This window comes from Thauera aminoaromatica (assembly GCF_000021765.1).
GTDB lineage: Bacteria > Pseudomonadota > Gammaproteobacteria > Burkholderiales > Rhodocyclaceae > Thauera > Thauera aminoaromatica.
In genome coordinates this window covers 1,779,185-1,792,213 of sequence record NC_011662.2, presented here as the reverse complement: position 1 = coordinate 1,792,213, position 13,029 = coordinate 1,779,185, and the positions used below count along the sequence as shown (strand labels likewise).

Here is a 13,029-nt window from a genome sequence, read left to right as displayed (position 1 = left end):
CGGTTTTCGCTCACGAAGCATTCTCCTTCTTGAGTCCGAAGCGGCTCAATAGATCGTACAGGGAGGGGCGGCTGACACCGAGGATCTCGGCGGCGCGGGCGATGTTGCCGTTGGTGCGGGCGATGACCTTGAGCACGGCGGCACGCTCGGCATCCTCCCGGACCTGGCGCAGGTTGAAGATCGAAAGGTCTTCGTCCCCCGCCGCGAGGCCGAGGTCTTCGGCTGCGATACATTCGCCATCGGCCATGATCACCGCACGCTTGATGCAGTTTTCCAGCTCGCGCACGTTGCCCGGCCAGCGGTGCGCCTCGATCGCCGAGAGGGCGTCGTCCGTGAAGATGGGCGTGCGCCGGCCGTTCTCCTTGGCGAAGCGCTGTGCGAAGGCATGCGCGAGATAGGTCGCGTCGCCGTCGCGCTCGCGCAGGGGCGGGATTTCGATGACGATCTCGGCAAGCCGATAGTACAGGTCCTCGCGGAAGACCCCGGCCTGGATCTGCGCCTTGAGGTTGCGATGGGTGGCACACACGATGCGGACGTCGACCGGGATCTCCTCGCGCCCGCCGATGCGCTCGATCGAGCGCTCCTGCAGGAAACGCAGCAGCTTGGCCTGCAGCGCGAGCGGCAGGTCGCCGATCTCGTCGAGGAAGAGGGTACCCCCGTTGGCCGTCTCGATCTTGCCGAGGGTCTGTTTCACTGCGCCGGTGAAGGCGCCCTTCTCATAGCCGAACAGCTCGCTCTCGAGCAAGGCATCGGGAATGGCGGCGCAGTTGATCGCCACGAAGCGCTCGCGGGCGCGGGCGGAGCGCATGTGCAGGCCGCGCGCGAGGATCTCCTTGCCGGTACCGCTCTCGCCGAGCAGCGCGACCGTGGCGGAGGCCGAGGCGAGCTTCTCGATCGTGCGGCAGACCTTGAGCATCCCGGGATCGCGGGTGAGCAGTCCGGAGAGCGGGCTGCCCTCGAGCGCGGCGAGGCGGGCGTTCTCCCTCTGCAGGTCGTGCATGCGGAAGGCGCGCTCGATGGTGAGATTGAGCAGCTCGGGCTCGAAGGGCTTGGCGAAGAAGTCGTAGGCGCCCAGGCCCACCGCCTTGATCGCGTTCTCGCGGTCATGCTGGCCCGTGAGCACGATGACCTTGGTATCGGGCGCGAGCGTGAGGATCTCGCGCAGGAGCTTGAAGCCCTCGCTGACGTCGTCGGGCGCCGGCGGCAGGCCGAGGTCCATGGTCACCACCGCAGGTTCGTGTTTGCGCAGCTGCGCGATCGCGCTCTCGCGGTCGCTCGCGACCACGGTCTCGCTGGCGTCGAACGCCCATCGCATCTGCTTTTGCAGCGCGAGGTCGTCCTCGACGATCAGGAGAGTACGCTGCTTGTCTTGCGTCGAATTCACGTTCTATATGCCCATCGCGGTAGATTGCCCGTCCTCGCGCCGGATGCGGGGGAGTTCGATACTGACGCGGGTGCCGCGCCCGACTTCGCTGTCGTAGTGCAGCGCGCCACCGATCTCCTCGAGGTACTGCCGGGTCTCGTAGACCCCGATCCCCATCCCGCTCGACTTGGTGGTCTGGAAGGGACGGGACAGCCGTTCGCGGACGAATTCAGGACTCATCCCACAGCCGTCGTCCTCGACGACCACGTTCGCCCGCCCGTCCTTCCCGGCAGCGAGACTGAGAACCACCTTACCATCCTGTGCCGTGGCATCCAGTGCATTTTGCACGACATGACCGATGATTCTCTCCAGCCGCTGCGGGTGCGCACTGACCTCCACCGGCCCCGCGGCTGCGCACACGAGCTCGATCACGGGCGACTGGCCACGCTTGGACTCGCACACCGCGCGCAGCAGCGCGGGGAGATCCACCGCGCGCGGCGGGTCGATCGAGCGCTTCTCCTGCAACTGCGTCATCAGCCCGCGCATGCGCGCCTCGACGTTCGCCACCGTATCCAGCATGTCTTGCTGGAACTCGGGGTTGTCGCGGTGGCGCTGGGCGTTCTTGAGCATCAGCGACAACTGGGCGACGAGGTTCTTCAGGTCATGGACCACGAAGGCCGACATGCGGTTGAAGGAGTCGAACTTGCGTGCCTCCAGCAAGGCCTCGGCCGCGAGCATACGGTCCAGATAGCCTGCGGCCTGACGCTGCGCCGTCTTGAGGAGATCGAGGACTTCCCAGTCGATGTCGAAGGGGGTCCGCGGCGAACCCAGTACGACGAAGCCGATCAGGCGCTCGGCGGTCTGCAGCGGGATCACCAGCCATGCCTCGTCGAGCCGTGACAGCCAGTCCGGCAGCACCAGACCCTGGTAGCGTCCGGGCTGCACGCGATACTCCTCGAGGTTGATCACCCAGCCGCTGCGGGCAAGGAACCCGCACAGCGGCGAATCGAGCGCCTCGACCACGTCGATCGGGGGCTGGTTGAAGCGCGAATGCGGCCGGCACTTGCCGTAGGCATCGGCCAGCCAGAGCGACCCTCCAGGGCTCTCGACAAGATCCGACAGCGCCTTGATGACCGATTGACCCAGATCGAGACTGCGGTCGACGGTCGACAGGGCCTGGGTGAAGCGCAACCACTCGCTCCGGTAATCGTAGCGGTACGGAAAGAGGTGCTTGCTGATGAAGACCCGCAGGCGCGCGCGCACGGCGCCCGAAAACAGCAGCGCGCCGAGGACCACCAGGCCGGCGAAGAGCAATGCCATCTGCAGTGCGCGCCCCCAATCGCCGCCGAAGAAGCGCACGTAATAGGCCGCAGCGGCGATCACGAGCAAATAGAGGCCGGCGCCGGCGAGCGCGGTCGAATGGAAGACGATCTCGCGCGATACGGACATCCGCAGGGTCCATGAGGGACTGCGCGTCCCCGCGATTGCGATCAGCGGGATGAGCAGGGCGTGCGCGATGCCGCGCGCTGCCCAGACATCCGCATCGATGCGCGAGAACAGGAGGGCATCGGCGAAGAGGTACAGTTCGAAGATGTAGCCCGCCGCCAGCGCGAGGCAAAGCGGCTTCAAACCCCAGCGCGAGACGGCGGGCATGCCCCGGTAGAGCTGTTCCACAAGCATCAGGCCGACGATCGCGTGCATCAGCCAGGCACCGATCGCCGGCGCGATCGGCAACCCTCCGGTGACGCCCGCCGACTCGAGCGCGAGCGCGAGCACCTGCGCCACCACCACCGCGAGCGCCACATACGCCGGCCAGCGCATCCACCGCCCCCACAACGGGCGGGACAGCACGATCAGGAACACGTACCAGGCCGCGCCCCTGAGCAGATCGAGCGCGACGGCGAGGGCACCGGAAAACGGCCAAGCGCCCCTGGCCTCGAGCGCCGAAAGACCCGCCCACAGACCGGAAATCGCCACGGCCGCGAACAAGGCCCCACCCGGCAGCGCGCCCCGCCACGCGAGGAAGATGTACAGCGCGAAGATGAGGAAGGCTACGGCCGCAACCCCATAACTCCAGATCGCAACCTCAAGCACGCCCCTCTCCCCTGTCACGCATTCGTGCGAACTGCGCCGTACCCCCGTCCAAGCGAGCCCGCAGTCTCACGCGGCCGCTCAGTGCGCGCCTTCACCGGTCAGGACGACCCTCACCGTCTCGAAGAGGACAAGGGTATCCAGGATCAGCGAGTGGTTCTTCACGTAATACAGATCGTACTGGAGCTTCTCCGCGGCATCGTCGACCGAAGCCCCGTACTGGTAACGAACCTGCGCCCACCCGGTGACGCCGGGCTTGACGCAGTGCCGCACCGCATAGAACGGAATCTGCTGGGTAAGCTGGTCCACAAAATAGGGGCGCTCCGGGCGCGGGCCGACCAGACTCATGTCGCCCTTGAGCACGTTGAACAGCTGCGGAAGCTCATCGATACGCAGCTTGCGGATGAAACGCCCGACGCGTGTCACTCGATCGTCGTTCGAAGTCGCCCACCGCGGCTTGCCGTCCTTCTCGGCGTCACGCCGCATGCTGCGGAACTTGATGACACGGAACGGCTTCCCACCGCGTCCCACACGCTCCTGCGAGTAAAAGATCGGCGCGCCATCCTCCAGCAGGATCAACAGCGCAGTGAGCACCATGATCGGCAAGGCCACGAGCAGGAGCGCGGTCCCGACGACGAGGTCGAAACAACGCTTGACGAAGGTTCGCGTCCAGCCTTGGCGGAAGCCGTCACCATAGATCAGCCAGCTCGCCCGCAGCGAATCCAGCCTCACTTGCCCCTGCACGCGCTCGAAGAAGGTCGACAGATCGAGGATGCGCGTTCCGAGCAACTTGCAGTCCAGCAGTTCGCGCAAGGAGAGCACTCCCCCCCGACGTTCGCGCACCGCGACGATCACCTCGTCCACACGCAGGTTGCGCACCACCTCCAGCAAGCTGCCCGGTGGCAACACGGCGTGCTGCTCCACCTCGACCCGTTCGTTTCCCCCCACCGGAAGAAAGCCGACCACTTCCACGCTGCGCTGCAGCGGACGGACCAGGTCCTGTTGCACCATGCGCGCGTCACGGCCGGTACCCACGATCAGCACGCGCGGCACGAAAAGGGCAGAGGCCTGGCGCTGATTGACCAGCCCGCGGACCAGCAACAGCGAACAGAGCAACAGCAATACGCTGAGCTGCAGGGAGTGCGGGGCAATTTCGGACCACGGCAACAGCCCGAACACGAGGTAGGCCACTGGTACGCTCACGGTCAGCGACAGGGCGACGCGCGCGAAGGTCTGCCGATGGGAACGCTGATACACCGGTCGGTACAAACCCATCGCCGCATTGAGGGCGATCATGCTTGCAGCGAAGGTAAGCGCCGATGGAATGCAGATTGCCCAGTCGACCGCGCTTGTCGGCGTCACGAGTACCGCAACCGCTGCAAGCACCACCGCAAAAAGCGTCAAGGCGTCGAACAGCACCTGCTGCAGGGTGTGCGTGGGAAGGTAGTGGCTGAACACCTTCAGCATCGAGGGGCCTCTGCATGTGTTGGGAAGGGTCGGAACCCTGGGCGCCGGGAGTGCTTATCGCGGAGGGATCGCCCGGCTCCTGATCGTGCCTAAGCTTAGACAATCACCGGCAGGACACCTGTGACTCACTTCACGGCGAGGGCGGGTGGAGCAAACCGCCTCGAGCACACCGAGCAAAATCGCACGAAACGCCCGCCTGGCCTTGCGGCAAATGCGGCAGCGCAGCATCCAAGGTTGATTTTAGCATGCGAAGCTTGTAGCGTCGGTCCGTTACCGGAGCACCGTTTCACACAAGGAGAAGTACATGACTCAAGCTCAACGCGATTTCAGCGAAGTCTACGGCCTCAGTTTCGAGGACCTTCACATTGGCCGTACCGCCTCGGTCTCACGTACGGTGAGCGAGGCCGACATCCTGATGTTCGCCGGCGTATCGGGCGACACCAACCCGGTCCATCTGGACGAGGAGTTCGCTGCGAGTACGATGTTCGGCGGCCGGATCGCCCACGGAATGCTCTCCGCCGGCCTCATCTCGGCCGTCTTCGGCACCCGCCTGCCCGGCCCCGGCTGCATCTACCTGTCCCAGAGCCTGAAATTCAAGGCGCCCGTCAAGATCGGTGACACCGTTGTCGCGCGTGTCACCGTCAAGGAATTGAAGGCAGAGAAGCGCCGCGCGGTTTTCTCGACCGTCTGCACAGTTGGAGACAAGGTGGTCATGGATGGCGAGGCTGAAATCCTCGTACCGGCGCGCACCTGATCGAGCATGCCCTCGCCTCGCGCGGCTCCCTGCAGAGGCCGTGCGAGGCACCTGCAGAAATCTCGCCACCCAGCTCTAAGCCCCCGGCGAACCCACCTTCCGCCGTCTGCTTATCCCATTGAAGATCGTGTCCATCAAGTTCGATGGTGGACACGATGGATGTGGTTATCCCGCGCCGGAGTCGGCGCACGCACAGCGAAGCCTTCAAGCAGTCTGTGGTCTCGGCCTGTCGTGAGCCCGGCGTCTCGGTGGCCGGCCTGGCTCTGGCCAACGGCCTGAACGCCAACCGGGTCCACCGCTGGATGCGCGAGCGCGGCATCGAGCCACCGAGTCCTCGCAAGCCGCTCTGCGCTGAACGCCCGCCATTGGCTGAGCCGGGCTTTGTAGCCGTGCAGGTGGCTCCCGCCGTCGAAACGTTGGCGATCCGCCTCGAAGCGCAGCGTGGCAACGCCCGCATTGAGCTCGAATGGCCGCTCCAGGCCGCTGCCCGCCGACCTCGATCAACTGGATGCCGATGCCTTGCGCCACCTGCTCATCGGTCAGGAGCGCGAGCTCGTGTGGCGCCAGACCAAGATCGAGCGGCTCACGCATGAGCTGGCGCTGCACAAACGTCATCGCTCCGGCGTGAAGGCCGAGCGCCTCTCCACCGAGCAGGCGCAACTCTTCGAGGAGACCGCCGAGGCCGATCTGGCGGCGATGAGCGAAGATCTCGAGCAACTTCAACCGGATACCAGCAAGAGCCAGCAGCCCAAGGGACAGGCCCGGCGCATCCGTTGCCGCCCGAGCTGCCGCCCACCGAGATCCATGACGAACCCTACTCGACCACCTGCGCCTGCGGCTGCCAGATGCGCCACATCGGCAAGGACGTCGTCGAGACGCTCGACTACACCCCGGGCCACTTCACCGTCGAGCGCCACATCCGGGACAAGTGGGCGTGCGATTCATGCGAGACCCTCGTGCAGGCACCCGTGCCGGCGCACATCATCGACAAGGGCATCCCGACTGCCGGGCTACTCGTCCAAGTGCTGGTCGCCAGGTATCAGGACCTTTTGCCACTCTACCGGCAGGAAGGCATCTTCAGTCGGGCCGGGTTGGCGATCCCGCAATCGCCGCTGGCCCAGTGGGTGGGCCAGAGCGGCGTGCATCTGCAGCCGCTGGTCGATGCGCCGAAGACCGGCGTGCTAGCGCACCCCGTGCTGCACGCGGACGCCCCCGGTGGTGATGCTCGACCCGGGTGCGGGCAAGACGCACCACGCCTACCTGTGGTCCTACGGCGTCGGGGCGTTCGATCCGATCAAGGCGGTGGTATACGACTCCGCCGACAGCCGCGCAGGCCGTCACGCCCAGGCATTCCTGGGTGAGTGGCGCAGCACGCTGATCTGTGACGACTACGCCGAACCCAGGGGCGCTGGTCGCCCTGGGCGTGAAGAAAGCCGGCTGCATGGCGCATGCGCGGCGCAAGTTCTTCGATCTCACCACCCAAGCGAAGAGCCAGATCGCCAGCGAGGCGCTCGAAGCCGTCGGTGAGCAGTATGGGATCGAACGTGAGGCAGCCGAACTGGACATCGACGCCCGGCAGCGCCTTCGGGACGTGAAGGCCCGCCCCCTCCTTGAACGCCTGCATGCGTGGTTGCTCGCGCGGCGCACCCAAGTGCCCAACCGCTCGGACATCGCCCGCGCCATCAGTCGGCGCAGCTCAACGGGCACGGGCCCTTTGCGTACCTGAAGGATGTGCTCGAATGGCTGCCGACGCAGCCCCATAGCCGGATCGGGGCGCTGCTGCCGCATCGCAGGCAGCCGGCCGCCTGCGCATGAGCGACACGACAAGATGGGTTTGCCGGGTGCTTACGACGGATCCGCGGGGGCTCAACCCCTGCGTTCTGCGTAGACGGCACGACGCCCCAGGCACGGATGTGTGCGTGGGGCGTTGTGTTGGTGTGGTTAGTCTGACGATGACCTACTTTCACGAGGGCGGACCTCACTATCATCGGCGCATGTGCGTTTCACGGTCCTGTTCGGGAAGGGAAGGGGTGGTTCCACACAGCTATGGTCGTCAGACTTTGACTTGTTGCCTGCGTGGTTTGCAGGCCAAAGTTAGGAAGAAGTGTTGTGTGATTGTCTGGTTGCGTTGTTTTGGCAACCAGGGGGTTGAGTTCGTTTTGTTTTGAAGGTTATAGGATCAAGCCACACGGGCAATTAGTACCGGTTAGCTGAACGTGTTGCCACGCTTACACACCCGGCCTATCAACGTTGTGGTCTTCAACGACCCTTCAGGGGGCTCGAGGCCCCGGGGAAGTCTCATCTTGAGGCGAGTTTCCCGCTTAGATGCTTTCAGCGGTTATCTCTTCCGCACATAGCTACCCGGCGATGCGACTGGCGTCACAACCGGTACACCAGGGGTGCGTCCACTCCGGTCCTCTCGTACTAGGAGCAGGCCCTCTCAAACTTCCAGCGCCCACGGCAGATAGGGACCAAACTGTCTCACGACGTTTTAAACCCAGCTCACGTACCACTTTAAATGGCGAACAGCCATACCCTTGGGACCGGCTACAGCCCCAGGATGTGATGAGCCGACATCGAGGTGCCAAACTCCGCCGTCGATGTGAACTCTTGGGCGGAATCAGCCTGTTATCCCCAGAGTACCTTTTATCCGTTGAGCGATGGCCCTTCCATACAGAACCACCGGATCACTATGACCTGCTTTCGCACCTGCTCGACTTGTGGGTCTCGCAGTCAAGCCACCTTTTGCCATTGCACTATCAGTACGATGTCCGACCGTACCTAGGTGACCTTCGTACTCCTCCGTTACCTTTTGGGAGGAGACCGCCCCAGTCAAACTGCCCACCATGCACGGTCCCCGACCTGGATTCACAGGCCTGGGTTAGAACCTCGACGACACCAGGGTGGTATTTCAAGGTTGGCTCCACCGGAACTGGCGTCCCGGTTTCAAAGCCTCCCACCTATCCTACACAAGTCCCGTCAAAGTCCAATGCAAAGCTACAGTAAAGGTTCATGGGGTCTTTCCGTCTAGCCGCGGGGAGATTGCATCTTCACAAACATTTCAACTTCGCTGAGTCTCAGGAGGAGACAGTGTGGCCATCGTTACGCCATTCGTGCAGGTCGGAACTTACCCGACAAGGAATTTCGCTACCTTAGGACCGTTATAGTTACGGCCGCCGTTTACCGGGGCTTCGATCAAGAGCTTGCACCCCATCACTTAACCTTCCGGCACCGGGCAGGCGTCACACCCTATACGTCCACTTTCGTGTTTGCAGAGTGCTGTGTTTTTAATAAACAGTCGCAGCCACCGATTCTCTGCGACCCCGTTCCGCTCCGGCCGCGAGGGCCTTCACGTACCAGGGGCATACCTTCTCCCGAAGTTACGGTATCAATTTGCCGAGTTCCTTCTCCTGAGTTCTCTCAAGCGCCTTGGTATTCTCTACCAGCCCACCTGTGTCGGTTTGCGGTACGGTCACTCTTAGACTGAAGCTTAGAGGCTTTTCCTGGAAGCTGGGTATCACTCGCTTCGGATCCGAGGATCCTCGTCATCACGCCTCATCTAAGCCACGCGGATTTGCCTACGCGGCACGACTACACGCTTAAACCACCTATTCCAACAGATGGCCGAGCTAACCTTCTCCGTCCCCCCATCGCATCTAAGAGCGGTACAGGAATATTGACCTGTTTCCCATCGACTACGCATTTCTGCCTCGCCTTAGGGGCCGACTCACCCTGCGCCGATGAACGTTGCGCAGGAAACCTTGGGCTTACGGCGAGGGTGCTTTTCACACCCTTTATCGCTACTCATGTCAGCATTCGCACTTCCGATACCTCCAGCATCCCTTACGAGACACCTTCGCAGGCTTACGGAACGCTCCCCTACCACGTGTCAAAGACACATCCGCAGCTTCGGTTCATGGCTTGAGCCCCGTTACATCTTCCGCGCAGGACGACTCGACTAGTGAGCTATTACGCTTTCTTTAAAGGATGGCTGCTTCTAAGCCAACCTCCTAGCTGTCTATGCCTTCCCACCTCGTTTGCCACTTAGCCATGCATTTGGGACCTTAGCTGGCGGTCTGGGTTGTTTCCCTCTTGACACCGGACGTTAGCACCCGATGTCTGTCTGCCGTATATCACTTTGCGGTATTCGGAGTTTGCTATCGCGGGGTAGATCGCAATGACCCCCCCAACGATTACAGTGCTCTACCCCCGCAAGTGTCCGTACGACGCACTACCTAAATAGTTTTCGGGGAGAACCAGCTATTTCCGGATTTGTTTAGCCTTTCACCCCTATCCACAGCTCATCCCCTAACTTTTCAACGTTAGTGGGTTCGGACCTCCAGTACCTGTTACGGCACCTTCATCCTGGCCATGGATAGATCATCCGGTTTCGGGTCTACGCCCAGCTACTCTGACGCCCTTATCAGACTCGCTTTCGCTACGCCTCCCCTATTCGGTTAAGCTCGCAACTGAACGTAAGTCGCTGACCCATTATACAAAAGGTACGCAGTCACCCCTTTCGAGGCTCCCACTGTTTGTATGCATGCGGTTTCAGGATCTATTTCACTCCCCTCCCGGGGTTCTTTTCGCCTTTCCCTCACGGTACTGGTTCACTATCGGTCGATCACGAGTATTTAGCCTTGGAGGATGGTCCCCCCATCTTCAGACAGGATTTCTCGTGTCCCGCCCTACTTGTCGCACGCTCAGACCCGCCACCGGCTTTTCGCATACGGGACTATCACCCTGTATCGTCGGACTTTCCAGACCGTTTTGCTAAGCTGATGGTTTAGTCGTGCAGGCTCTTCCGTGTTCGCTCGCCACTACTTACGGAATCTCGGTTGATTTCTTTTCCTCGAGCTACTTAGATGTTTCAGTTCGCTCGGTTCGCCTCTACACACCTATGTATTCAGTGTGAGATGACCCTTGCGGGCCGGGTTTCCCCATTCGGACATCGTGGGATCAATGCTCTATTGCCAGCTCCCCCACGCTTTTCGCAGGCTTACACGTCCTTCATCGCCTGTGATCGCCAAGGCATCCACCACATGCACTTAGTCGCTTGATCCTATAACCTTGGACCCTCTTCGATGTTGCCATCCCGAAGGCCCGCGTACAGGAACGAACTCGTTTGTGCGATCCAGCCTGCGCTGACAAGCTCAGCCTGGATCGATGCAATCACACAACTTGCAGTACGCACCGGCTCGGTACGTACTACACTTCTTCCACTTTGTTAAAGAGCAAACCTCTACGCGCGACAGCCGAAGCTGCCGACCAAGAAGTAAGAGATGACGACGCCACGATCTTCGAGCGCCATCGACATCTCTTACTTCTCGAACCTGTTGCTTGGACAGTCCTGGTGGAGCTGGTCGGGATCGAACCGACGACCTACGGCTTGCAAAGCCGCCGCTCTCCCAGCTGAGCTACAGCCCCCCTGTCTCGAGCAACCCTTGATTGGTGGGTCTGGTTGGGTTCGAACCAACGACCCCCGCCTTATCAAGACGGTGCTCTAACCAGCTGAGCTACAGACCCTCATCCGAGGCTCTTCTCGCCTGAACAACCGATAAGTTGTGGATACTTGGCCATCATGGCCTGATCTCTTGAAAGGAGGTGATCCAGCCGCACCTTCCGATACGGCTACCTTGTTACGACTTCACCCCAGTCATGAATCTCACCGTGGTAAGCGCCCTCCCGAAGGTTAAGCTACCTACTTCTGGTGAAACCCACTCCCATGGTGTGACGGGCGGTGTGTACAAGACCCGGGAACGTATTCACCGCAGCATGCTGATCTGCGATTACTAGCGATTCCGACTTCACGTAGTCGAGTTGCAGACTACGATCCGGACTACGATCGGCTTTAAGGGATTGGCTCCACCTCGCGGCTTGGCAACCCTCTGTACCGACCATTGTATGACGTGTGAAGCCCTACCCATAAGGGCCATGAGGACTTGACGTCATCCCCACCTTCCTCCGGTTTGTCACCGGCAGTCTCACTAGAGTGCCCAACCAAATGATGGCAACTAGTGACAAGGGTTGCGCTCGTTGCGGGACTTAACCCAACATCTCACGACACGAGCTGACGACAGCCATGCAGCACCTGTGTTCTGGCTCCCGAAGGCACCCTCGCCTCTCAGCAAGGTTCCAGACATGTCAAGGGTAGGTAAGGTTTTTCGCGTTGCATCGAATTAATCCACATCATCCACCGCTTGTGCGGGTCCCCGTCAATTCCTTTGAGTTTTAACCTTGCGGCCGTACTCCCCAGGCGGTCGACTTCACGCGTTAGCTGCGTCACTCAGTGCATTGCTGCTCCGAACGACTAGTCGACATCGTTTAGGGCGTGGACTACCAGGGTATCTAATCCTGTTTGCTCCCCACGCTTTCGTGCATGAGCGTCAGTACAGGCCCAGGGGGCTGCCTTCGCCATCGGTGTTCCTCCTGATCTCTACGCATTTCACTGCTACACCAGGAATTCCACCCCCCTCTGCCGTACTCTAGCCTTGCAGTCACAAACGCAGTTCCCAGGTTAAGCCCGGGGATTTCACATCTGTCTTACAAAACCGCCTGCGCACGCTTTACGCCCAGTAATTCCGATTAACGCTCGCACCCTACGTATTACCGCGGCTGCTGGCACGTAGTTAGCCGGTGCTTCTTAGTCCGGTACCGTCATCCATGGCCTATGTTAGAGACCACGATTTCTTCCCGGCCGAAAGAGCTTTACAACCCGAAGGCCTTCTTCACTCACGCGGCATGGCTGGATCAGGCTTGCGCCCATTGTCCAAAATTCCCCACTGCTGCCTCCCGTAGGAGTCTGGGCCGTGTCTCAGTCCCAGTGTGGCGGATCATCCTCTCAGACCCGCTACGGATCGTCGCCTAGGTGAGCCTTTACCTCACCTACTAGCTAATCCGACATCGGCCGCTCCAATCGCGCGAGGTTCCGAAGAATCCCCCGCTTTCCCCCTCAGGGCGTATGCGGTATTAGCGTAGCTTTCGCTACGTTATCCCCCACGACATGGGCACGTTCCGATGCATTACTCACCCGTTCGCCACTCGCCGGCAGGCCGAAGCCCCCGCTGCCGTTCGACTTGCATGTGTAAAGCATGCCGCCAGCGTTCAATCTGAGCCAGGATCAAACTCTTAAGTTCAATCCAGCAAAGTACTCAAAATACTGACTTACATCAGCATGAGCACCAATCATTGTGATACCTATGCGACCAAAGTCGCCGACCACAACAACCAAGCACCCACACTTATCGGTTGTCCAAGTTTTTAAAGAATCGCTGCGCTGCCGCAGCGAAGAAGCGAGATTATGTAGAACCTACATCACCCTGTCAAGCATCTCGCGAATCTTTTTTTGCGCCGC

At 61.2% G+C, this 13,029-nt stretch carries 6 protein-coding genes, 2 tRNA genes, 3 rRNA genes and 1 pseudogene; 4 read left to right on the top strand and 8 right to left on the bottom strand.

Annotated elements, in window-relative coordinates; genetic code table 11:
* Nucleotides 1–10: 10 nt before the first annotated feature.
* From prsR to TMZ1T_RS07890, 3 genes are all read right to left on the bottom strand, one after another.
* Entirely contained in the window at nt 11–1,384 is a 1,374-nt protein-coding gene (prsR, locus tag TMZ1T_RS07900; protein ID WP_004313767.1) for a PEP-CTERM-box response regulator transcription factor, read from the bottom strand.
* A gap of 3 nt (nt 1,385–1,387) precedes the next feature.
* The gene (prsK, locus tag TMZ1T_RS07895; protein WP_012585095.1) at nt 1,388–3,457 is read right to left on the bottom strand and encodes an XrtA/PEP-CTERM system histidine kinase PrsK; all 2,070 of its coding nucleotides are present in this window, start codon (nt 3,455–3,457) and stop codon (nt 1,388–1,390) included.
* Between the two features lie 78 nt (nt 3,458–3,535).
* A complete protein-coding gene (locus tag TMZ1T_RS07890; protein WP_004313763.1) occupies nt 3,536–4,921 on the bottom strand; it encodes a TIGR03013 family XrtA/PEP-CTERM system glycosyltransferase in 1,386 nt (461 codons plus the stop codon).
* A 304-nt stretch (nt 4,922–5,225) separates the two neighbouring features.
* On the opposite strand from TMZ1T_RS07890, the gene TMZ1T_RS07885 reads away from it, so the two are divergent.
* From TMZ1T_RS07885 to TMZ1T_RS21765, 4 genes and pseudogenes are all read left to right on the top strand, one after another.
* The gene (locus tag TMZ1T_RS07885; RefSeq protein ID WP_004313762.1) at nt 5,226–5,675 is read left to right on the top strand and encodes a MaoC family dehydratase; all 450 of its coding nucleotides are present in this window, start codon (nt 5,226–5,228) and stop codon (nt 5,673–5,675) included.
* Between the two features lie 773 nt (nt 5,676–6,448).
* A complete protein-coding gene (locus tag TMZ1T_RS21775) occupies nt 6,449–7,036 on the top strand; it encodes an IS66 family transposase (protein ID WP_004313760.1) in 588 nt (195 codons plus the stop codon).
* Nucleotides 6,936–7,401, top strand: a pseudogene (locus tag TMZ1T_RS21770) (IS66 family transposase). The gene TMZ1T_RS21775 and the pseudogene TMZ1T_RS21770 overlap by 101 nt, the downstream one beginning before the upstream one ends.
* 5 nt (nt 7,402–7,406) lie before the next feature.
* Complete coding sequence (locus TMZ1T_RS21765; RefSeq protein WP_370695914.1) at nt 7,407–7,490, top strand: hypothetical protein; 84 nt, start codon at nt 7,407–7,409, stop codon at nt 7,488–7,490.
* A gap of 129 nt (nt 7,491–7,619) precedes the next feature.
* On the opposite strand, the gene rrf is transcribed toward TMZ1T_RS21765, so the two are convergent.
* The 5 genes from rrf to TMZ1T_RS07855 form a co-directional block, all read right to left on the bottom strand.
* Nucleotides 7,620–7,733 (bottom strand): 5S ribosomal RNA (gene rrf, locus TMZ1T_RS07875).
* A gap of 117 nt (nt 7,734–7,850) precedes the next feature.
* Nucleotides 7,851–10,737: ribosomal RNA gene (locus tag TMZ1T_RS07870) — 23S ribosomal RNA — on the bottom strand.
* Between the two features lie 289 nt (nt 10,738–11,026).
* Nucleotides 11,027–11,102 (bottom strand) — tRNA-Ala (locus TMZ1T_RS07865).
* A 22-nt stretch (nt 11,103–11,124) separates the two neighbouring features.
* Nucleotides 11,125–11,201: transfer RNA gene (locus TMZ1T_RS07860), tRNA-Ile, on the bottom strand.
* A 71-nt stretch (nt 11,202–11,272) separates the two neighbouring features.
* A 16S ribosomal RNA gene (locus TMZ1T_RS07855) occupies nt 11,273–12,811 on the bottom strand.
* Together the 16S, 23S and 5S rRNA genes with 2 tRNA genes alongside form the textbook arrangement of a ribosomal RNA operon.
* Between the last annotated feature and the right edge of the window lie 218 nt (nt 12,812–13,029).